20 protein-coding genes and 1 tRNA gene are annotated in these 21,950 nt (G+C 66.1%); 8 read left to right on the forward strand and 13 right to left on the reverse strand.

Annotated features, from left to right (window positions below):
* The first annotated feature begins 5 nt into the window (after window positions 1-5).
* Both treS and glgB read left to right on the forward strand, forming a co-directional pair.
* A complete protein-coding gene (treS, locus tag AUL30_RS07010) occupies window positions 6-3,329 on the forward strand; it encodes a maltose alpha-D-glucosyltransferase (RefSeq protein ID WP_062227154.1) in 3,324 nt (1,107 codons plus the stop codon).
* On the forward strand, window positions 3,330-5,558 hold the full coding sequence (glgB, locus tag AUL30_RS07015) for a 1,4-alpha-glucan branching protein GlgB (protein ID WP_157069970.1): 2,229 nt from the start codon (window positions 3,330-3,332) through the stop codon (window positions 5,556-5,558). It begins immediately after the preceding gene.
* A 75-nt stretch (window positions 5,559-5,633) separates the two neighbouring features.
* Here the strand turns inward: glgB and AUL30_RS07020 are convergent, their stop codons facing one another.
* On the reverse strand, window positions 5,634-5,903 hold the full coding sequence (locus AUL30_RS07020) for a hypothetical protein (RefSeq protein ID WP_062227155.1): 270 nt from the start codon (window positions 5,901-5,903) through the stop codon (window positions 5,634-5,636).
* Window positions 5,904-6,105: 202 nt separating this feature from the next.
* On the opposite strand from AUL30_RS07020, the gene AUL30_RS07025 reads away from it, so the two are divergent.
* Both AUL30_RS07025 and AUL30_RS07030 read left to right on the forward strand, forming a co-directional pair.
* Window positions 6,106-7,284 (forward strand): D-alanyl-D-alanine carboxypeptidase family protein, encoded by a 1,179-nt coding sequence (locus AUL30_RS07025; protein ID WP_244490730.1) that lies wholly within the window; start codon window positions 6,106-6,108, stop codon window positions 7,282-7,284.
* Window positions 7,285-7,296: 12 nt separating this feature from the next.
* Window positions 7,297-8,442: a CobW family GTP-binding protein gene (locus tag AUL30_RS07030; protein WP_062227216.1), complete on the forward strand. Its 1,146-nt coding sequence runs from the start codon at window positions 7,297-7,299 to the stop codon at window positions 8,440-8,442.
* Here the strand turns inward: AUL30_RS07030 and AUL30_RS07035 are convergent.
* Window positions 8,429-8,650: a sulfurtransferase TusA family protein gene (locus AUL30_RS07035; protein ID WP_062227156.1), complete on the reverse strand. Its 222-nt coding sequence runs from the start codon at window positions 8,648-8,650 to the stop codon at window positions 8,429-8,431. The two genes, AUL30_RS07030 and AUL30_RS07035, sit on opposite strands and share 14 nt — an antisense overlap.
* 104 nt (window positions 8,651-8,754) lie before the next feature.
* Here AUL30_RS07035 and AUL30_RS07040 point away from each other — a divergent pair, with 104 nt between their 5' ends.
* Window positions 8,755-9,306, forward strand: coding sequence for a DUF924 family protein (locus AUL30_RS07040; RefSeq protein ID WP_062227157.1), 552 nt, complete (start codon window positions 8,755-8,757; stop codon window positions 9,304-9,306).
* Between the two features lie 88 nt (window positions 9,307-9,394).
* Entirely contained in the window at window positions 9,395-10,339 is a 945-nt protein-coding gene (locus AUL30_RS07045; RefSeq protein ID WP_062227217.1) for an SMP-30/gluconolactonase/LRE family protein, read from the forward strand.
* On the opposite strand, the gene AUL30_RS07050 is transcribed toward AUL30_RS07045, so the two are convergent.
* Window positions 10,330-10,884 (reverse strand): gamma-glutamylcyclotransferase, encoded by a 555-nt coding sequence (locus AUL30_RS07050; RefSeq protein ID WP_062227158.1) that lies wholly within the window; start codon window positions 10,882-10,884, stop codon window positions 10,330-10,332. The two genes, AUL30_RS07045 and AUL30_RS07050, sit on opposite strands and share 10 nt — an antisense overlap.
* A 66-nt stretch (window positions 10,885-10,950) precedes the next feature.
* Between AUL30_RS07050 and AUL30_RS07055 the strand changes: the two genes are divergently transcribed.
* Window positions 10,951-11,967: a DUF2125 domain-containing protein gene (locus AUL30_RS07055; protein WP_083507729.1), complete on the forward strand. Its 1,017-nt coding sequence runs from the start codon at window positions 10,951-10,953 to the stop codon at window positions 11,965-11,967.
* Window positions 11,968-11,986: 19 nt separating this feature from the next.
* Here AUL30_RS07055 and AUL30_RS07060 read toward each other — a convergent pair whose 3' ends face one another.
* Window positions 11,987-12,739 carry an SIMPL domain-containing protein gene (locus tag AUL30_RS07060; RefSeq protein WP_062227160.1) on the reverse strand — a complete coding sequence of 251 codons (753 nt, stop codon included), beginning with the start codon at window positions 12,737-12,739 and terminating at the stop codon, window positions 11,987-11,989.
* Between the two features lie 131 nt (window positions 12,740-12,870).
* Between AUL30_RS07060 and AUL30_RS07065 the strand changes: the two genes are divergently transcribed.
* Window positions 12,871-12,946, forward strand: a tRNA-Ile gene (locus tag AUL30_RS07065).
* A 78-nt stretch (window positions 12,947-13,024) separates the two neighbouring features.
* On the opposite strand, the gene AUL30_RS07070 is transcribed toward AUL30_RS07065, so the two are convergent.
* From AUL30_RS07070 to AUL30_RS07110, 9 genes are all read right to left on the reverse strand, one after another.
* Window positions 13,025-14,101, reverse strand: a complete 1,077-nt coding sequence (locus AUL30_RS07070) for an acyltransferase family protein (RefSeq protein WP_157069972.1) — start codon at window positions 14,099-14,101, stop codon at window positions 13,025-13,027.
* 263 nt (window positions 14,102-14,364) lie between these two features.
* Entirely contained in the window at window positions 14,365-14,910 is a 546-nt protein-coding gene (locus AUL30_RS07075) for a GNAT family N-acetyltransferase (protein WP_062227162.1), read from the reverse strand.
* A 30-nt stretch (window positions 14,911-14,940) separates the two neighbouring features.
* Complete coding sequence (locus tag AUL30_RS07080; protein ID WP_062227163.1) at window positions 14,941-16,269, reverse strand: M20 family metallopeptidase; 1,329 nt, start codon at window positions 16,267-16,269, stop codon at window positions 14,941-14,943.
* Window positions 16,266-17,213, reverse strand: coding sequence for an ABC transporter permease (locus tag AUL30_RS07085; protein ID WP_062227164.1), 948 nt, complete (start codon window positions 17,211-17,213; stop codon window positions 16,266-16,268). Before AUL30_RS07085 ends, AUL30_RS07080 begins: the two co-directional genes overlap by 4 nt.
* On the reverse strand, window positions 17,210-18,181 hold the full coding sequence (locus AUL30_RS07090; protein ID WP_202814481.1) for an ABC transporter permease: 972 nt from the start codon (window positions 18,179-18,181) through the stop codon (window positions 17,210-17,212). The genes AUL30_RS07085 and AUL30_RS07090 overlap by 4 nt, the downstream gene beginning before the upstream one ends.
* Before the next feature lie 81 nt (window positions 18,182-18,262).
* Window positions 18,263-19,249 (reverse strand): autoinducer 2 ABC transporter substrate-binding protein, encoded by a 987-nt coding sequence (locus tag AUL30_RS07095; protein ID WP_062227165.1) that lies wholly within the window; start codon window positions 19,247-19,249, stop codon window positions 18,263-18,265.
* A 29-nt stretch (window positions 19,250-19,278) separates the two neighbouring features.
* Window positions 19,279-20,052 carry an ATP-binding cassette domain-containing protein gene (locus AUL30_RS07100; protein ID WP_062227166.1) on the reverse strand — a complete coding sequence of 258 codons (774 nt, stop codon included), beginning with the start codon at window positions 20,050-20,052 and terminating at the stop codon, window positions 19,279-19,281.
* 15 nt (window positions 20,053-20,067) lie between these two features.
* Entirely contained in the window at window positions 20,068-20,838 is a 771-nt protein-coding gene (locus tag AUL30_RS07105) for a glutamine amidotransferase (RefSeq protein WP_062227167.1), read from the reverse strand.
* 28 nt (window positions 20,839-20,866) lie between these two features.
* A complete protein-coding gene (locus tag AUL30_RS07110; RefSeq protein WP_062227168.1) occupies window positions 20,867-21,892 on the reverse strand; it encodes a LacI family DNA-binding transcriptional regulator in 1,026 nt (341 codons plus the stop codon).
* Window positions 21,893-21,950 lie beyond the last annotated feature (58 nt).

Genomic DNA, 21,950 nt, shown 5'->3' on the forward strand with positions numbered 1-21,950 from the left:
TCAAGATGAACGAGCATGTATCGGTCCTGCCGGCGGTGGAGAGCGCTGCGCCGAACCCGGAAGCCAATGACTGGTACAAGGATGCGATCATCTACCAGTTGCACGTCAAGACCTTCATGGATTCCAACGGCGACGGGATCGGCGATTTCGCCGGCCTGATGTCCAAGCTGGACTACATCAAGGAACTCGGCGTCACCTGCCTCTGGCTCCTGCCATTCTATCCCTCGCCGCTGCGTGACGACGGCTACGACATCGCCGACTACCATTCCGTCCATCCGAGCTACGGCACGATGGAGGATTTCGAACTCCTGGTGGAAGAGGCGCACAAGCGCGGCCTGCGGGTGATCACCGAACTGGTGATCAACCATACCAGCGACCAGCACCCCTGGTTCCAGGCTGCGCGCAATGCGCCCAAGGGCAGCCCGGAGCGTGACTTCTACGTCTGGGCCGATGATGACAAGGGCTACGACCTGACGCGCATCATCTTCCTGGATACGGAAAGCTCGAACTGGACCTACGATCCGGTGGCGGGCCAGTACTTCTGGCACCGCTTCTATTCCCACCAGCCGGACCTCAACTTCGACAATCCGAAGGTGCTGGAGGAAGTCCTGTCCGTCATGCGCTTCTGGCTCGACAAGGGTGTCGACGGGCTGCGGCTGGACGCGATCCCCTACCTGGTGGAGCGCGAAGGAACCAACAACGAGAACCTGCCGGAAACCCACGTCGTCCTGAAGAAGATCCGGGCCGATCTCGATGCCCATTACCCCGATCGCATGCTCCTGGCCGAAGCCAACCAGTGGCCGGAGGACACGCGCCCCTATTTCGGCGATGGCGACGAATGCCACATGGCGTTCCACTTCCCGCTGATGCCGCGCATGTACATGGCGCTGGCGCAGGAGGACCGGCACCCCATCACCGATATCCTCCGGCAGACGCCCGATATTCCGGAAAACTGCCAGTGGGCTATCTTCCTGCGCAATCACGACGAGCTGACGCTCGAAATGGTCACGGAAGAAGAGCGCGATTACCTCTGGTCCACCTACGCATCCGACAAGCGCGCCCGCATCAATCTGGGCATCCGGCGGCGCCTGGCGCCCCTGATGGGCAATGACCGCCGCAAGGTCGAGCTTCTGAACGCGCTGCTCATGTCCATGCCGGGCACGCCCACCGTCTATTACGGCGACGAGATCGGCATGGGCGACAACTATTATCTGGGCGACCGGGACGGCGTGCGCACGCCGATGCAATGGTCGGCCGACCGCAATGGCGGCTTCAGCCGCGCCGATCCGCAGCGGCTGTATCTGCCGCTGATCCAGGACCCCGTCTACGGCTTCCAGGCCGTCAATGTGGAAGCCCAGTCGGCCAATCCGGCCAGCATGCTGTCCTGGATGCGCCGGCTCATCCAGGTGCGCGCCACGCGGGAAGCTTTCGGCCGCGGCGGGATCGAATTCCTGTATCCGTCCAACCGCAAGATCCTGGCCTATATCCGCCAGTCGGGCGATGACCGGATCCTTTGCGTCGCCAATCTGTCGAGCCAGGCCCAGGCGGTGCAGCTCGATCTGTCGGCCTATGCCGGGTCGGTGCCGGTGGAGATGCTCGGCCTGTCCGCCTTTCCGCCGATCACCGAGGCGCCCTATATCCTGTCGCTGCCGAGCTACGGCTTCTTCTGGTTCGCGCTGGGGACGCAGGATGGCATCCGGGCCAGTGTCGACGCCCAGCCCCTGCCGGAATTCTCGACGCTCGTCATCACGGGCGAGTTGAAGGACACCATTCCCGGGCGCAACCGCCGCGAGATCGAGTCCGTCCTGCCGGCCTTTATCAGCCGCCAGCGCTGGTATGCCGGCAAGACGGATATGCCGAGGAGCGTGCGCTTCGAGATGATGGGCCAGCCGGACCCGCACAACCGCCGCCACCTTCTGGCGGAAGCGCGTGTCACCACGCGCGAGGGGAAGGAAGAGGCCTATTTCCTGCCTTTGGCTGCCCGCTGGGGCGAGGGGAACATGGGCCATGACGGCGCCAATCTGCCCTATACGCTGGCCCGGATTCGACAGGGCGCGCAGATGGGCTCGGTCGTCGACGCCGCGCGTGACGCGTCCTTCTGCGTGGACCTGACACGCGCGCTGGCCGGCGCCAGGGACCTGCAGTTCGGCGACTGGACCGTGCATGTGGATGTGAGCGCGGCCCGTCCCGATGAACTGGCTGCGGCGGCGGCCGTGGAGGCGGGCGATGTCGTCCCCTTGACCGGGGAGCAATCCAACTCCTCCGTCTCGATGGGCACGGCGGCGATCCTGAAACTCTATCGCCTGCTGCGCGACGGCATCCAGCCGGAGCTGGAGGTGACGCGCTTCCTGACCGAAAAGACGGGCTTCACGGCGGCTCCGGCGCTTCTGGCGAGTGCCGAGGTGGAGCGGCCGGACGGTACGCGCGCCGCCATCGCCGCCTTGTTCGAGCGCGTGGAAAACCAGGGCGATGCCTGGAGCCGCGTGACCGAGACCCTGGCACGGCACCTGCGCGATACGGCCTATGGCGAAGCGCAGGCCGCCGATGCGCAGGACGAGGCCGCCGATACCATGTTCGCGCTGCAGTTCGACCCGGGCGAGGCGATCGGTCGGCGCACCGGTGAAATGCACGCTGCACTGGCGACCCGGACCGGCGATCCCGCCTTCGATCCCGAGCCCATAACCACGGCCTGGGTAAGCGAAGCCGCGCACCGTGCCGGTGCCGAAGCCGAACGCGTGCTCGATCTCCTGGCGGCGCACCGGTCGGCCAACGGGCTCGACGGGGTGGAGGAAGATGCCGCAGCCTTGATCGAGGGGCGCGAGGCGGTCCGCCGCTGGTTCGCCGATTTCGGCACCGAGGCCGTCAGTGGCGATCTCACGCGCATCCACGGCGATTTCCACCTCGGCCAGGTTCTGGTGGCGCGCAATGACGTGGTCATCCTGGACTTCGAAGGGGAACCAGGCCGCCCGCTCGAAGAGCGCCGCGCCAAGTCATCGCCCTTGCGCGACGTGGCCGGCATGCTGCGCTCCTACGATTACGCGGCCTTCGCGGCGCGGGACCGGACAGGCCCGGCAGACGAGGCCACCATGGACCGTATCCGCGAAACGGCGGAAACCTGGCGTGACCAGGTCAGCGCGTCCTTCCTGGCCGCCTGGTCGCAGGCCAGCGGCATCGATCTGGATGATGGTGGGAACCGTAAGCTGCTGGACCTCTTCCTTCTCCAGAAGGCATTCTACGAATTGGGATACGAGTTGGCCTCGCGTCCCGCATGGCTGCCCATCCCCTTGCGGGGCATCGTTTCTCTTCTCAAGCAAAGACAGGTCATCTGAATGGGCATCGGTGAAAACAAGGCGATGGGCGCGGCCGGGCAGCCTGGCCCCGAACACCGCCTCGACGAGGGCGCCGCATCGGCGATCACTCATGGTCATCACGGCGATCTCTTTTCGGTGCTCGGGCTGCACGGAGGCGGGAGCCACAAGGTGCTGCGTGTGTTCCGCCCGGGCGCGCAGACCGCGGCGGCCGTCTCCGGCGATGCGACCATCGAGTTGGAGGCGCAAGGGTCGGACGGGCTGTTCACGGGCCTCGTTCCGGGAACGCTGGAGCGTTACCGCTTGCGGTTCAGCCATGGTTCCGTCACCTGGGAGGAAGAAGACCCCTATCGGTTCGGGCCCATCCTAACCGATTTCGACGCCTACCTCCTGGCCGAGGGGCGGCATTACCGCCTGTACGAGAAGCTCGGCGCCCATCCGGATGTCATGGATGGGGTCGAGGGTACGCGCTTAGCCGTCTGGGCGCCCAATGCCCGGCGCGTCTCGGTCGTCGGCAATTTCAATGCCTGGGACGGGCGCCGGCATGTCATGCGCCGCCGGCACGAAACCGGCATTTTCGAGATGTTCGTGCCCGGCATCGGGCCGGGAGAGGTCTACAAATACGAACTCGTCGGCCCGCATGGCGAAGTCCTGCCGCTCAAGGCCGATCCGGTCGGGTTCCTTCAGGAATCAGCGCCTTCTACGGCGTCGGTCGTCTCCGGCCTCGTCGCGCATGATTGGACCGATGATGCATTCCGCATGCAGGGCAACGACTGGCAGGCTCGCGACAAGCCGGTGTCCGTCTATGAGGTGCATTTGGGGAGCTGGCGTCGGGGCGACGGCGACAGTTTCCTGAGCTATGACGACCTGGCGGGGGAGCTGGTCCCCTATGTGCGTGACATGGGCTTTACCCATGTCGAGTTTCTGCCCGTATCCGAGCATCCGTTCTATGGGTCCTGGGGCTATCAGCCGATCGGGCTTTTTGCACCGACGGCGCGCCACGGCGACCCGGCCGGCTTTGCCCGGCTGGTCGATGCGCTCCACAATGCGGGCATCGGCGTCATCCTGGATTGGGTGCCCGGCCATTTCCCGACCGATGTCCACGGGCTCGGCCGGTTCGACGGGACGGCGCTCTACGAGCATCCGGACCCGCGGCGCGGCTTCCACAAGGACTGGAACACGCTCATCTACGATTACGGGCGGACGGAGGTGAAGAACTTCCTCGTCGCCAACGGGCTCTACTGGCTGGACCGCTTCCACGTCGATGCCCTGCGCGTCGATGCCGTGGCCTCCATGCTGTACCTCGACTATTCGCGCAATCACGGCGAGTGGGAGCCCAACATCCACGGCGGCCGCGAGAACCTCGAAGCCATCGCCTTCCTGAAGGAAACCAACGAGCGGGTGGGCGAGAGCTACCCCGCGGCGTCCACCCATGCGGAGGAATCGACCGCCTTCCCGGATGTTTCGCGCCCCACCTATGCCGGCGGCCTCGGCTTTCACTTCAAGTGGAACATGGGGTGGATGCACGACACGCTGGACTACATGGAGAAGGACCCGATCCATCGGTGCTACCACCAGCACCTGATGACCTTCGGCATGGTCTATGCCTATTCGGAAAACTTCATCCTGCCGCTCAGCCACGACGAGGTTGTCTATGGCAAGGGCTCGCTCCTGGGCAAGATGCCGGGGGACCAGTGGCAGCGCTTCGCCAATCTGCGGGCCTATTTCGGCTTCATGTGGACGCATCCCGGCAAGAAGCTGATCTTCATGGGCGGCGAGTTTGCGCAGAGCGCGGAATGGAACCACGACCAGTCGCTCGACTGGCATCTCCTCCAGTATCGCGAACATGAGGGTGTGCAGCGCCTGGTGCGGGACCTCAACCATCTCTACCGCTCGGTGCCGGCACTCTACGAGCTCGATTGCGATCCGGACGGGTTCGAATGGGTCGACACCTCGAATGCGGACCAGAGCATCCTGACCTTCCTGCGCAAGGACAAGCATGGCGGGCCGGTTCTCGTCGTCTGCAACTTCACGCCCAATGTGCATCACGCCTACCGCGTCGGCGTGCCGCGCGGCGGCCACTGGCGCGAGGCGTTGAACACGGATGCGGATCTGTATGGCGGATCCAATGTCGGCAATCTGGGCGGCCGCACGGCCAAGGATATCGGTACGAACGGGCGGCCCTTCTCGCTCGAACTGTCCATACCGCCCCTGGCGACCATGGTCTTCGTGCCGGACGAGACCCGATAAATGAGACAGGGGCCCGGCAGTCGCACTGCCGGGCCCCTTGTCGTCAAGCAAACTTTCCGCCCTGGCGACGGGCGATCAGCCCCGCCAGCTGGGCCCCAGGCGGCCTGCGCGCCGCTGAATGGCGCCGATGGCGATCTGCTGGGCGATGGGCTTGGAGAGGATGGGCAGCACCCGGCCCTCCCAGACGGAGCGCTCCTGCGCGGTCAGCTGGCGCTGACCCTTCTCCGCAACGACGGTGGCGATCCTCGCATCTTCCGATTGCGGCTTCAAAAGGCCGGCATCCAGGGCTTCCGTGATCAGGTTCCGGAGCTCCGGATCGACCGCGCGTGCATGCATATACGACATTCTCGAAACTTCCCCACCTGATGCCCGGCGAATGTAAGCCGGGAGGATGAGATGTCTATGACAGGGGCGGGGAAAACCGACGGATGGTCGACAAGCCTCAGGCAAGGTGGTACCGCGAGTGCATGACCGCCTCGATCCCCTTCCGGCGCTGCCGGGGATCGCCCGCGGGCGGATGCGCGATCTCCCGATGGAAGGGATTGGGATGAGGATGCCATTCTTCGGCCTCAGGGCCCCCACGGCTGGCTTGGCCGTCTTTCTGGTTCTCGGGCTGGCGCCGGCCGACGTGGCGGCCGGTCCATCGATCAGCGTCGACGTGGCGACGGGCAAGGTTCTGTCGCAGGACAATGCCAGCCAGCGCTGGTACCCGGCCTCGACGACCAAGCTCATGACGGCCTACCTGGCCCTGCGCGACATCGCCGCAGGGCGTGCCTCGCTGGACACGCCGGTGGTCGTGTCGCGGCTGGCGGCGGCGCAGGCGCCGGGCAAGATGGGCTATCCAGCCGGCTCGGTCATGCGTCTCGACAAGGCGCTGCGCATGATGCTCGTCAAATCCGCCAACGATATCGCCGTCGCCATCGGCGAGACGCTGGCGGGCTCCAACGAAGCCTTCGTGGCGCGCATGAACACCGAGGCGGCGCGGCTCGGCATGGCCGATACGCATTTCGTCAACCCGAACGGCCTGCCCGGCCCGGGGCAATATTCCAGCGCCAAGGACCTGGCCATGCTCGGCATCGCCATCCGGCGCGAATTCCCGGCCTTCACGAATTACTTCTCGACCGAGGCGATCCGCGCCGGCGATGCGACCATGGTCAACGGCAACGGGCTCCTGGGGCGGTTCAACGGCGCCGACGGCATGAAGACGGGCTATATCTGCGCCTCCGGCTTCAACCTCGTCTCGTCCGCCACGCGCAACGGCCGCACCGTGCTCGCCGTGGTGCTGGGGGCGGAGGGGCCCATCTCCCGCGAGCGGGATTCCGCACGGCTACTGGAAGAGGCCTTCCGCGTCGATCCGGCCAAGGTCACACTGGAGATCGGCCAGTTGCCGACATCCAGCGGCCCGCCCTTCGATATTTCGGACACGATCTGCTCGGACGCGGCCAGGACCGCCCGCGCCAACGAGCGGCAGCTCGAAAACAACCGCGAGCAGCCCTTCGGATCGCCCTACCTGACGGCGCTCGACCGCGACCCGGTGACCTATCCGGTCGAACTCGGCAACGCGGCCGGGGCCCGCGGCGTGGCGCCCGGCATCGCGGCGATCGCCGGCTACGGAATCCCGATCCCGACCTGGCGCCCGGAGCCGCCGGCGCAGACCGCCACGGGCGACGCTCCCGCCACGACCCCCGACCGCGGCGGGCGCGTGGTGGAAACGCAGGCCCAATGATGGATATGCATGATGGTTGATCCGATCCGCGTGACCGTGCTGACCGGCTTTTTGGGCGCCGGCAAGACGACGCTCCTGAACGGGCTTCTGCAGGATCCCGCCATGGCCGGCTGCGCGGTGATCGTCAACGAGTTCGGCGAAATAGGGCTCGATCACCTCCTGGTGGAGCGGGCGTCGGAGGATATCGTCGAACTGTCCAATGGCTGCATCTGCTGCACCGTGCGGGGCGAACTGGTGGACCGGCTGGCCGATATCGTCGACCGCATCCAGACCAAGCGCATGCCTTCCGTCGAGCGCCTTGTGATCGAGACGACCGGCATGGCCGATCCCGCGCCGGTCCTCTCCGCGCTGATGGGACACCCGATCCTGTCCATGGCCTATGCGCTGGACGGCGTCGTGACGGTGGTCGATGCACGGGCCGGCCTTGCGGGCATGGAAGGGCGCATCGAGGCGGAGCGGCAGGTTGCCGTGGCCGATCGGCTGGTCCTGACGAAAACCGATCTCAGCCCGGCGGACCCGCAGCTTCTGGCCTGGCTCGACCGACTCAATCCGCGGGCGCGCCGTCTGGATGCAGCGGCGGGAGAGGCCCATCCGGGCGCGCTCCTGAATGCCGGATCGTTCGACCGGTCGACCCGGACTGCGCAGCTCGAAGAATGGCTGGGAGCCGGCCGCTGCGACTGCGGCGCCGATGATCATGGCCACCACCATCCGTCCTGCCATCACGACCATGGTCACCATCACGACCACAGCCACGACCACGGCCATCATGGCAGCGCCCACGCGGCGGTCGGGACGATATCGCTGGTGGAGGACACGCCGCTGCCGATCGGCCAGGTGGAGGAGTTCGTCAATCTCCTCCTGTCCCTGCATGGGGACCGGCTGCTGCGGCTGAAGGCGATGGTTCTAACGCGTGAAAATCCGACCCGTCCATTGGTCGTCCACGGCGTCCGGCGCTATCTCCACCCGCCCGCCTTCCTGCCGGAATGGCCGGCATCGCTCAAGCCGCACAGCCGTTTCGTGCTGATCGGCGAGCGGCTCGACGGGGCTCAGATCCGGGCTCTCTTTTCTGCCTTTACCGGGCGGCCGATGGCCGACGCCCCGGACCGCGCCGCGCTCCTCGACAATCCGCTGGCCATCCCCGGCCTTAGCCGCGTCTGATCACGAAGCGCCAGCCGCCCGCCGCCAGCGGCTCCCGGGATAGGAGCCCGTGGCCGCCATCATTGCACAGATGCTGGATGTCCAGCGGGGCGAGGGGGTCGTCCGCCAGAAGGACGAGCTCTGCGCCGCTTGGCAGCAGCTCCAGCCGTTTTGCCGTGCGCAGGGCCGGCAGCGGACATTTCAGGCCGAGAAGATCCAGTTCCGTCATCTCGCCTCAGTCTGCAACGAGGATCGTGCCGGCGTTTTCCAAGCACGCTTTCCGCTCTATCTTGAGCCTGGGGGCGCAGACAAGTGTCAGGAGCTGTCACGACGATGAGTGAGACCATTCTCGATCCGCAGGAGATCGTGGATTTCTGGCGGGATGCCGGGCCGCAGAAGTGGTTCGAGAAGGACGGAGCCTTCGACGAGACCATCCGCCAGCGTTTCGGCGATGTTTATGAGCGCGCCGCCTTGGGGGATCTCGATGTCTGGGCCGAGGAGCCGATCGGCGCCCTGGCGCTGGTGCTCCTGTTCGATCAGTTTCCGCGCAACATGTTCCGCGATACGCCGCGCATGTACGCGACCGACGCGCGCGCACGCGATATCGCCCTGGCGGCGCTGGAGCGGGGGGACGCCGAACATCTGCCGGAGGACGTCAACCAGTTCCTCGTGCTTCCCCTGATGCATTCCGAAGCGCTCGCGGACCAGGATGCCTGCGTCGCATGGATGGAGCGGATCGGCACGCAGGAGAACCAGGACTTCGCCCGCCACCACCGGGAGATCGTCGCAAGCTTCGGCCGCTTCCCGCACCGCAATGCCATACTGGACCGCGAGTCGACTGCGGAAGAACGCAGATTCATTGCGGATGGTGGTTTTACCGGCTGAGCTTTTGCCCTTGCGCAGCGGCAGTCGAGCGTGTCGAACATGGGGCGCGTTCATCGGCGCTTTGCGTGACATGGGGGGACTGGCCAAGATGGTACAAGACTGGTTGCGGGCGGAGGATCCGTCCTTTGCGGAGATGTTCGAGCCCGGCGCGTCGCTGGAGCGGATCGCCACGGGTTTCATCTGGGCCGAGGGAGCGGTCTGGGTTGCGGATGCCGGGGAGTTGCGCTTTTCGGATATTCCGAACAACCGCATCATGGCCTGGTCCCCGGAAGGGGGCCTGCGGCTGTTCCGCCAGCCGTCCCAGCGCACCAACGGCCACACGCTGGACCTGACGGGGGCCATGATCAGCTGCGAGCATGGGGGCCGCTGCGTCAGCCGCACCGGACCGGACGGCGCCTACAGCGTCCTTGCCACCCACTGGGACGGCAAGCGCCTGAACTCGCCCAATGATGTGGTCGTCAAGTCCGATGGCTCGATCTGGTTCACCGACCCTCCCTACGGCATCGTTTCCGACCACGAAGGCATCCGTGCCGACAGCGAGATCGGCGCCAACCAGATCTACCGCATCGATCCGCAGACCGGTGACGTCGAGGCTGTGAGCGCCGCCTTCGACCGCCCGAACGGCCTTGCTTTCTCGCCGGACGAATCCGTCCTCTACGTCGCCGATAGCGGCCGCGCCCGGGGGCACGGCTTCGGCTTCGACGATAGCTGCCCGCATGAGGTCCGTGCGGTGGAGGTCGTCGATGGCCGCCGCCTCGGTGCTTCGCGCCGCGTGGCCGAGATCGACGTCGTTCCCGATGGGCTTCGAGTGGACCGCGAGGGCCTCCTGTGGATCTCCGCCGATGACGGCGTCCACTGCCACGCGCCGGACGGGCGTCATATCGGCCATGTCTACGTGCCGGAGACGGTCGCCAATCTGTGCTTCGGCGGCGCCGATGGCCGGCACCTGTTCATCTGTGGCACCTCGTCCATCTATGCCGTCCGCACGCGCCGGCAGGATGCCGCCGCCGCGGCGCGGCGCATCTACGGCTGATCGCCGCTTCGAAGGGGCGGGCGCGGCGGCGGCGGCAACCGCGCCACCACCTCTTCCAGCCAGGCGTCACGCAGGCCGAGCGCCGCGATCTCGCGGTGTGCGGCCGTGACGTAATCGATATTGGGCCCGGATTGCCCATGCGAGCGCGCCACGAGCTCGGCGGCTTCCTCCGGCGTCAGCCGCCCGGCATATTGCGGATGGCTCGGCACCGCGACATAGGCCAGGGCGTGCACCAGGCGCCCGTCGGACAGGCGGACAGCCTGAGTGGTTTCCCGGTAGACGCTGGTCACGAGTTCGCGCTCCCGCAGATAGGCGATCGTCTCCTCCCTGAGGGGGGCGGCGACACGGAACGCCATGCCCACGCAAGAGCCGCCACGGTCGAGCCCGAAGACAAGGCCCGGCCGCTCCGGCGTGCCGCGATGCACGAAGCTGCGAATGCACAGAGCGCGGTGATAGCCCGACAGGCGCGCCTTGATCTTTTCCTCGAAGGCGAAGCCGGGGCGCCAGATCAGCGACCCATAGCCAAAAACCCATAAATCGGTCATGTCCACACGGCAAAGAATGTGCCGACGCCGGATCGGCGTCTGCGCCTACGCAAAGGAGTGTGCCTTATGAACCAGTCTCGTGGTGCGGGAAAGGGCAGTCGCTCGGTTCGGGCGATGATCGGCATTGCCGGCGTGGCGCTGCTACTGGCGGCCGGTTTGACCGGTGCGTGGTTCTATCTTGCCGGCGAGGTCGATCGGCGCGTAGTGGAGATCGTCGACCGGGCGGCCGGCGGGGGAACCGCCATCACCTGCGATGGGCGCCGGGTCTTCGGCTATCCCTTCCGCATGGGGCTGGCCTGCGACAGGGTCGGCGTCGAGGCGCCGGCCAGCGGCATGTCGGCCGCGGCGGGCGGCTTCCGCGCCGTGGCGCAGATCTATAATCCCAATCTCATCGTCTCCGAGCTCGATGCGCCGCTCCGGCTCGCCGCGCCCGAGCTGCCGCCCATCGCCATGAACTGGACGCTCGCCCAGGCGTCGACCCACCTTTCGGACGGAAGGCTGCAGCGCTTCTCCATGGTCCTGGACGCACCATCCATCATGCCGGATGGCGCGACGGCGCCGCTCGTCCAGTCGCAGCGGCTGGAAGTCCATGCGCGGCAGAACGCGGACGATCTCGATCTGGCGCTGACGGACATCGCCGTCACCGCCACGCCGCCGGGTGTTGGCCCGCTGCCGCCCTTCGATCTGTCGGCCGACCTGTCGGTGGCGGGGGGCGCTGAATGGCTGCACGGCGTCCTGCCGGGCGGGCGTCTGGAAACCGCACTGCGCGGCCGTTCCGGCTCCTTGCGCAGCCTTCGCCTGAGCCTTGAGGGCGGCGGCGCGGCCGAGATATCCGGGCCGTTCCAGTTCTCGGCGGAGGGGCTTTTGACGGGGACCTACGAGATCGCCCTGCAGAACCCGCAGGCCATCGCCGACCTCGTCAGCCGCATCCTGCCGCCGGCGGGCGGCATCGCGAATGCGATCGCCGGCGGCGTCGGCCTGGTCGGGCGGCAGGTCGATGGACGCACCGTCATCGAGGTGGAGGTGCGCGACGGGCGCGCCCGGCTCGGCTTCATCCCCCTCGGCAATATCCCGCCCCTGTGACGGGGCGGGATCGCCACGCTTACTGCGCGGCAGGCACGATCTCGAAGGTCACGCGGACCTGCGCGCTCACCGTGTTCTCGCCCGCTTCGACGGGCACGCTGGCGTCTTCGGCGGCCACCCGCATCATGGCGCCGGCCATCATGGGCCGGGGCGGCGCCACGGTGTTCGTCTCGTCCACGAGCGAGACGATATCGCCCAGTTCCAGATCCGCCGCATCAGCCATCACCTGCGCCGACGCCCTGGCCTTGGCGATGGCATCGCGGCGCGCCGCGTCGGCCAGCGGCGCCGGGTTCTCGATGGTGAAGGTAATGTCGCCGCCCTGGTTGACGCCGAGCGAGATCGCCTTGTCGAGAACGGCGCCGACCTTGGCGATATCGCGCACGCGCACCGTCAGCGAATTGCGCACCTCGTAGCCGACGATCTCCGGCGGACGGGTCGGCTGCCCGTTCTGGTTGTTATCATATTGGTATTGCGGGCTGATGGAGAAGCCGCTCGTCTGCAGGTCGCGGCCTTCGATGCCAAGATCGCGCATGGCCTGCGTCACGGCCGTCACAGCGGCGCTCGACTCCTGCGTCGCCTCCTGCGCGGTCGCGGCGCTGCGCAGGACCGTCAGCGTCGTCAACGCAATATCGGGCGCTGCCGTCGCCTGGCCCGCACCCACGATGGTCAACGTGGACCGTTCTTCGCCCCCCGGCGCCTGCGCCATGGCGGCCATAGGGACACTCGCCAGCATCAGCGCGGCGAGGGGCAGGGACAGGTGTCTGGACAGCATGAGTGAACCTCCGATTGCTTGATTCGGCATGCATGACACCACAATGAGTCTGAACGCGGCATGACAGCCCGATCGAACGCCGCCATCCCGCTTGAGAAGTCGCCCCCTTTCCGCTAGAGCGGTCCCGGGTGGGGCCTGTAGCTCAATGGTTAGAGCCGGCGGCTCATAACCGCTTGGTTGGGGGTTCGAGTCCCTCCGGGCCCACCATTGCAATTGATGCGCAGTGTTTTCGTCCATCGTAAGGTAAAGAACGGCGCTGCTGTTCTAGCGTGAGCCAGGTTGGGCTTATTGCTTGAAGATGAACAGGAAGCCGATCAGCAAGTAAGCTGCGACGTAGAGCCAAACTGCCGCGAATAAGCGTTGGGGGTTCGCCATATCGACGTGCGCCCGAAGTCGGCGGTACAGCATCACATCCATCATGCCGATTGGTATGGACGCTACGAGCACGGATCCAATACACATCACCCATAGCGTTAGCGGTGACGCGTCGACGTAGTTCAGCACTAAGAGCGTTACCGGCACATGGATCAGGTAAAGCGCATAGCTGTAATCCCCTAGGCGCTCGAATGCCCATCCAATACTGCCGCGGCGTTGTCTTGGCGACGAAACGCCGTAAACCATCGCTACGAGGATAACTGCGGCAACAGAACCCACAATACGTCCCCAGGCAAGGTCGACAGACATGGTGACTGCCCCTAAGCCAAACGCCACGACCGCAAGGCTAGGCTCGACCCGCCAGCGCCGCAGGATCGCCGGGATCAGCAATCCCCCAGCAAACGCGGCGTTCCCAGGAAGGAAGAGCGCTTGAAGAAGCGTTGGAGATAAGGTGGAGCCCATTTGAACGGGTTCAATTATCGTCGCAGCAACGATCAATATTAGCCAGCAAAGTGCAAGCGGGACGATGTAGCGTCCGCCCTTGAAGGCCGCCAAGAGGAAGAGGGCGACGTAAAAGAAAACCTCCAGAACCAGCGTCCATTCGATATTCAGCTCAGGCTTAACGCGTGTTCCGACCAGCGTCAGGGACATAGCCCGCACATCAGCACTAAGTTCCCCAGTCCGCAGAAGCGCAACAGTCAGGAAAACCATGATGAAAAGCGGGTAGATGCGTACCAGTCGATGTGCAAGGAACACAGTGGGCGTGCTTCGGTGTATGAGGTCGGCCATCAAGGTACCCGAGATGGCGAAAAAAATTGCGACCCCCATCAGCCCAAACTTGCCGTCGAATACTTCGAAGAAAGACGGGTAATCGTATCTGTCTAAAATATAGTATGAGATGTGGTATGTTGCGACAGATAACGCTGCCATTGCCCGCATCCATTGGATATTGACGTTTTTCGTCGGGCTGTGGATGGCGTTTTGCACAATCTTCCTGCGCTATGATCGAACTGGAGACCGCACCCTTCGGTGCATTCGCCATGAAAACAATCACTGGTAGCGCAGAATCGATGCGCCGTCGCTAGAAGATGGTTGTGAAAGTGTGCGTGCAAACCGGCACTTGGCAGCCGGCCGGGCCATGCATTGGCTGCAGATTGCGATAACGAGGCCGGCACAGCGAATTCCACGCACAAAACCCCCCGGAAAGTATCAGACGGCTTCGTGGCCAGATAAGAGCAGCGCGGATCGCGCTACAGGTTTCGGCTCTCGGCCCGAAGCAGGAGGTACATGTAGGTTGTCGCATGCAGGGCCTTGCCGTCGGCGTCGAAGGCATAGTCCGGGATCGTGCCGGCGACCTGGAAGCCGAGGGATCGGTAGAGCGGTTCGGACACGTCGCCCGTCCGCGTGTCGAGGGTAAGCAGCGTCCTGCCCAATGTGCCGGCCCTGGCGATGGCGTGCGTCATCAGGCGCCGGCCGATGCCGAGGCGGCGGGCGGAGGGGTGGACGATCATTTTCGCGACGTCGCAGCGGTGGGGCTGGTTTTGCGGCGTGGCGGTGATGAGTTGGACCGTGCCGACAATCTCTCCTGCCTGTTCCGCCGCAAAGAGGTGTCGCTTGCCCTGTGCGACCTGCGGCAGGACATCCTCGAGCCAGAAGGCCGCGGCATCGCTGAGGGAGAGCGGGGCCATGAAGCCGATCGCGGCCCCCGCATTGACGCTTTCGGACAGGATCGCGCTCAGCGCTTCCACGCGTGCACTCGAGATCGTGGCGTCCAGTTCGACGATCGTCGGGTCCATGCGCACGTTCCTGATGCTGCTCGATCCGGGTCAGGCCTTTTCGAGGTTGGTCCAGCCGTAGATGGCAAGGGCAATCGCCTTTGTACAGGCGACGAGATCCTCGATCGAGACGCGCTCGTTGGGCTGATGGCTCTGGGCCGGGTCGCCCGGGCCAAAATTGACGGTCGGCGTATTGCCGAGGCCGGTCGGCAGGCCGATGTCGCTATGCGCGCCGAAGCCGGCCAGCGCCGGGTCGAGCGTGGCGGCGGCGACGGCGCCCTGGAAGGTCTCAACGAAGGGGTGATCGGCCGGGACCTCGGCGCAGTCCGCATCGAGAATCCATTCGACGCGCGCCGGGTGCTGCCGGAGATAGGGGTCGGACAGGCACAGCGCCGCGACATGCTCCTCGATCTCGCGCTTTACATGGCCGCCCAGGCCGAACTCGTCCTTCTCATGCGGCAGATATTGCACGTCGATGGTGATTTCCGCACGGCCGGCCATGGAGGAGGGGTGCTCGCCCACATGGAGCTGGGTGACGATGATCTGGTTCGGCATGGCCATCAACGGATGGTTCTTGCGCGGCTCGTACATCCAGCGGCGGTTCAGTATGTCGAGCCCGTCCAGCATCTGCCGGCAGAGTTGCACGGCATCGACCGGGCCGCCGGCATGCCAGGCATTCGGCGTCAGCTCCGCATGGCCGCTGATCCCGTCGATCACGATCCGCCCCCACAGGATGCCGTGGCAGAGTGGCGCGATCCGGTTGGCCGTGGGCTCGGTCATGATGCCGGCATCGGCCTTGAAGCCGCGGTCGACCATGGCGAGGGAGCCCATGCCGCCGATCTCCTCGTCGACGACGGTGGTGAAGACGACATCGCCCTTCAGCTCGGCGCCGATCTCCTTCAGGATCTCGACCGCCATGAGCATGCAGGCGACGCCGCCCTTCATGTCGACCGTGCCGCGGCCATGGACGAAACCGTCCTTCACCATGGGAACGAAAGGATCGCTCGTCCAATGCGTCGCGGGGCCCGGCGGCACCACGTCGATATGGCCGGTGAGCATGATCGACCGGCCCTTGCCGCTGCCGGCCAGCGTACCGCCGAGATTGGGCCGGCCGTCGAAGGTGCGGCCCTTGTTGGCGCCGGGCCTGCCGGCATATTTTTCCAGGAGGGCAGGGCCGTCCGGGTCCCAGAGATCGGTGGTGAAGCCGATCGCCTCCAGCCGCTGCTGCAGGTAGAGCTGGCAGTCCCGCTCGCCGGGGCCGGCCTGCCGCGGATCGTTCATCACGATGGACGGAAAGGACACCAGCCGGGACAGTGTCTCGACGATGCGGTCCGCACGGGCTTCGACGGCCTGCGAAATGGTTTGCGTGGATAGCGTCATGAGGACCTCCGGGCGATGGCGAGTGTGTCGGCCAGAAGCACGGCGACGAGAAGCGCCCCCACGATGCCGACCTGCCAGATACTGTTGATGTTGACGAGAAGCAGGCCGGTCTGGACCGTGACCAGCAGGAGAACGGCGGCCAGAACGCCGATGACGCCGCCGCGTCCGCCGAAGATTGCAATGCCGCCCAGCATAGCGGCCGTCAGCGATGTCAGTTCCAGATTCTGGCCGATATTCGGCCGGGCACTCCCCAGCCAGGCCAGGCTGACCAGCGCCGCCGTGCCCGCCAGGACGCCGCTGCCCGCATAGGCGGCGAGCCGGAGGCGATCCACCGGAATGCCGACGAGCCGGGCGGATCGCTCGTTGAAGCCCGTGGCGTAGACCCAGCGCCCCCAGCTCGTGAAGCGCAGCATCAGCGCGACGATGAGGAAGAGCGGCAAAGCCAGGGTCAGGAAGGGCAGGGGGAAACCGACGACCAGACCACGCCCCCAGGCCGTGAGCCCCGCCGGAACATTGCCGATATTGGCGCCGCTGGTGATCGCCAGCGCCGAGCCGGAATAGACGTAGAAGGTGCCGAGCGTGGCGATCAGCGGCAGGACGCGCAGGCGCGTGACGACGAGCCCGTTGACGGTGCCGAGAAGGCCGCCGATCAGGAGGCAGCCCGGCACTAGGAGCGCCGCGGGCAGGCCAGCCTCCACGCCCAGCATGGCGAGGATGGCCGTCAGCGACATGGTGCCGCCGACCGACAGATCGATCCCCGCGCCGCCGCACAGGATGACGAGCGCCTGACCCAGGGCCACCAGCGCCAGAATGGTGGAAAATTGCAGGATCGTCGTGACCGTCGACATGGCCATGGCGCTCGGCTGGAAGGCCGCCAGAAGCGCGATGACGATGAGCCAGAGCCCGATCAGGAGGAAGAGCGTGATATCGGTCCGCCGGATCATTGCTGAGGTCCCGTAGCCGGCAGGAAACCAGGCAGGCGCAGCCGGCCGGACATGGCTTCGCCACCGAGAACGATAAGGATGAGCGCGCCGGTGACGACGGGTTGCCACAGGGACGGCACGCCGATCAGCAGGAGCCCGTTCTGCAGGATGCGCAGGAGCAGGACGCCCAGCGCCGTTCCGATCAGGCTGATACGACCGCCTAGGATGCTCGTGCCGCCCAGCACCACGGCCGCGATGGCCTCCAGCGCCAGCGTCCCGCCGATGGTCATGGCGACGTTGCGATAGGTGGCGATGTAGAAGACGGCGGCCAGGCCGCAAAGGAGCCCGCTGATCAGAAAGGCGATGCAGGCGGTGGCGCGGACGGGCACTCCGGCCAGTCGCGCCTTGGGCTCCGACTGGCCGACGGCCAGGAGATGCGGGCCAAAGGGCGTCATGCGCACCGCCACGAAGACCAGGAGATAGGATGCGGCGATGAGCGGCAGCGCGGCGGGAACGCCGAAGGGGCGTGCGGCGAAGATGTCCGTCAGCCCGGTCGGGAGCCCGGACAGCCAGCTGCCGCCAAGCGCCAGGAAGATCGCGGCCCGGTACATGCCGAAGAGGCCGAGCGTGCCGACGATGGCCGGCACGCGCCCCACCACGACGACGAGCGATGCCAGAAGCCCCAATGCCGCGCCGGACAGGGGGCCTGCCAGGGCGGCGACATACCAGGGCGCTCCGGCCTCCAGAAGCTTGCCGACCAGAATGGCGGCCAGCCCCATGGCGACGCCCACCGACACGTCGATGGCGCCGACGCCCAGGAGAAGCGTCATGCCGAGCCCGATCAGGAACAGTTCGGTGGAATTGCGCAGGACCGTGCTGACATTGGCGCTGGTGGCGAAATTGGGGGAGAGAAGGGAAAAGAGGAGCGCGCAAGCGATGATCGCCGCAGCCAGGAGCGCTTCCCGCGTGCCGAACAGCCTGGTCATCATCGTCTCCAGTCGATCCCGCTCATGCGAAGGGTGGGGGACCGGCGGCCATCTGGCGCGCCGGTCCGACGAGGGGAAGGCGCGTCAGAAGTTGAACGCGTCGACATTGTCCGCCGTAAAGATGGCGGGCTCGCCCAAGAGAAAGATGCCGGTCGCCGCGTCGTAGGTGACGGGGTGGCTCATGCCCTCCGGCGTCACGCTGGCCGGGATTGCCGTCCCGTCGATGAGCTGCTTGCCGGCCCACACGGTCAGGTAGCCGAGCTCCGCCGGATCCCACAGGACGGTATAGTCGAGCGCACCGCTCTTCAGGTAGCTGCGCGCCGTGTTCGGGCTGCAGTAACCCGTGCCGACGACGTCATCGGCACGGCCCGCGGTCTCGATGGCCTGGGCAACGCCCGGGCATGTCGTGGAGGCGACGCCGATGATGCCCTTCAGCTCCGGATTGGCCGTCATCAGGTCGGTGGCGATCTGCGCGGCCCGCTCGGCGCTGCCGCCGGCATATTGCGGCTCCATCAGCGTAAGCTTGGGGTACTTTTCCTTGGCCCGCTCCTGCATGAAGCCGATCCAGGCGTTCAGGTTGGAGGCCGTCGCCTCGCCCGAAATGATGGCGATCGTCGCATCCTCGCCCGTGCGCTCGACCATCTGGTCGATGATGGCGTAGCCGAGACCCTCGTCCGTCGCCTGGGCCACATAGAGCGCGCGGCCGGAGTCCGGCGCGTCACTGTCAGCGGTGAAGAGCTGGACGTTCTTTGCCTTGGCGGCTTCGACGACCGGGGTCAGGCTCGATGCGTCCAGCACGCTGACGGAGATGGCGCCGACGCCCTGATTGATGAGGTTCTGCACAATCTGGAGCTGATCGACGGGGTTGGTATCGACCGGCCCCTGATAGATGAAGTCGACGCCGAGCGCCTCCGCGGCCTTGTTGCCGCCGGCCTGCATGGCATCGAAATAGGGAATGCCGACGATCTGCGGGACGAAGGCCACCTTCGGCTTGTCCTGCGCGACCGCAGCGGTGGCGGCCGAGGCCAGGAGGGCCGTGAGGGCCAGGGCGAAATGCGATCTCTTGATCATGCGTATGGCCTTTCGTCAGACGTGCGGGGTCAATTGCGCATCTCGAGCGCGCGCACGTCGGGATGTGCGCCCGTGATGAAGGAGACGATCTCCTCAGGATTGGTATCGACACGGCGCTTCTCGGTGATCTTGCGCCCGCGACGGAACACGACGATCCGGTCCGCCACGTCGAAGACGTCGTGCATGTTGTGGCTGATCAGGACGACCGCGCGGCCGCTATCGGCCAGGCGCCGCGTCAGCTGCAGGACCTTGCGCGTTTCGGCGACAGCGAGGGCCGCCGTCGGCTCGTCCATGATCACGAGCCGGGCGTTCAGGTTGAGCGCCCGGCAGATGGCCACCGCCTGCCGCTGCCCGCCGGACAGCGCGCCCACGGGGGCCTCGGGGTCCGATATGTGGGCGTCCAGCTCCTCCAGGAGTTCGCCCACCCGTCGCTTCATGGCGCCGCGCCGCAGAAGTGGCACGCCCAGGATGCGATGGGTCAACTCCCGCCCCAGAAACACGTTCTCGGCGATGGAGAGGTTCTCCGAAAGCGCGAGTTCCTGGAAGATGGTGGCAATGCCGAGATCCGCCGCGTCCTGCGGCGAGGACATGGAGACCGGTGCGCCGTCCATCAGGAGTTCGCCGTCGCTGGGCGGATGCGCGCCGGACAGGACCTTGATGAAAGTCGACTTTCCGGCGCCGTTATCGCCCAGGAGCGCCAGGACCTCGCCGCTGCGGATCGACAGATCCACCTTGGTCAGCGCGGACAGAGCGCCGAACCGCTTGGAAATGCCTTTGGCTTCGATCAGGGGTCGGTCGCTCATCTCCTGTCCTCCCGCTCAGCGCTCGTCTGTCAGCCAGGCGAGGATGTTGCTCCAGAGCCGCCCGTAACCGTCCCATTCGCAAAAGGCCGGGGACAGCCAGTGCGGGCCGATGTCGGAGGTCCAGGCCGCGGTGCGCCCCTTCCCGTAAGTGCCGGTGACGAGCAGCGGATGGGCGCCCTGATCGTCGGGTAAGCGCAGGAGAAGCTCGGCGCCGGGCTTGACCTCGACCTCGTTGACGCCGAGCAGGAGCGGCCACCCCTCCTTCGGCAGGCCGGCGAGCGTGGGATGATCGGCCACGAAGACCGGCGAGGTGCCCTCCGGTATCTCCACCCGGTCGTCATAGGGAAGGCAGGTCACCGGTAGCGCTTCCTCGACCGGGGTGCGGCGCCAGCGCGCCTTGCCGTCGATCCCCTGGAACGAGAAATAGCCGCCGATCATAAAGAGGCCGCCGCCATCCTTGGTCCACTCGCGCAGGAGCTTCAGACGGTTGGGGACCGTCTTGCTGTGCAGCCATACGGCCGGCGGCAGGAGCAGCGAATTGGCGCCGATATCGGACAGGATGATCGCGTCATAGGCGTCCAGCCCGGCGCGCTCGAAGGGGAAGCTCTCCACCGCTTCGTGCGCGGTCATGTAGGTCAGCTCGAAGGGGCTGTCCTTCAAGGCGGCGACCAGCGGCTCGGCACCCAGGTGGAAGGTCACCGAGCCAAATTGGTCGAAGCCCTTGTAATGGGTCGCCGAGCTGATCCAGCTCTCGCCCACGAGGAGCACTTTCTTACGCTCAGTCATGCGATCTTCCCTTTTGGGTCCGGATTGTTCAGGCCAGCGTGGCGACGGATCCCCGCCGGACGAGTTCCACAGGCAGCCGCGCAACGGTCGGGCTGCGGGTTGCGGCGAGCGAATCGAGCGCCATGTCGAGCGCCCGCTCGCCCATGGCCTCGAGGGGTTGGCGGATGGCCGTCACCGGCACGGCCAGGAGCTCGAGCGGGCCGGCATCGTCGAAGGTGACGATGGAGATGTCGCGGCCGACGGTGACGCCGCGGGCCCGCAGGACGCGCAGCATGCCGATGAGGATTTCGTCGCTGGCGCTGAACACCGCGGTTACGCCCGGCATGGTGTCGAGGATCTCTTCCATGGCGCTGGCGCCATGGTCTATGGCGTAGCTGCCGAAGAGTTCGGACACGACAGCGGCGCTGCCGCCCGATGTGCGGACCGCATCATGCAGCCCTTCGGCGCGCTCGCGCGCGCTCATCAGGTCGCACGGGCCGCCAATATAGGCGATCCGCCGATGCCCGTTCTCAATCAGGTGTTGCCCTGCTAGGAACCCGCCCTGGTGATTGTCGGAAAACACCTTGAAGAGGCTCGTGCCGGCGACGTCCTCGTCCAGGAGCACGACGCGGCGATCGCCGTTCAGCATGCCAGCCAGCTGGCCATCGGCATCGTCGTGATTGGTGGCGAAGATGAGCGCGTCGACGACGCCGGCGCCGAGCAGTTGCAGATATTCCAGTTCGCGCTCCAGCCGATTGGACGTGGCGCACAGCATCATTAACAGCCCGCGCGCCTGCGCGGCCCGCTCCACCGCCGCGGCAAGGTGCGAGAAGAAGGGGTTGTTGATATCCGGCACAACGAGCCCGATCGCATTGGAGCGGCCGAGGCTGAGGCTGCGTGCATGGTGGTTGGGCCGGTAGCCGAGGTCCCGTATGGCCTTCTGGATCCGGCGGCTGGTCGTCTCGGGCAAGGTCAGCTGCCCGGACAGGTAGCGGGAGACGGCAGCCGGCGACAGTCCGGCGGCCTTGGCCACCTCTCCCAGCGTCACCCGTTTCCTGCGTTCGATCCGTTCCATGAATCGAACTTGCGTTTGTAAAGCGCTTTAGTAAAGCGCTTAATTGCGCCGCAGTGCC

Source organism: Aureimonas frigidaquae (genome assembly GCF_001463905.1).
Taxonomy (GTDB): domain Bacteria; phylum Pseudomonadota; class Alphaproteobacteria; order Rhizobiales; family Rhizobiaceae; genus Aureimonas; species Aureimonas frigidaquae.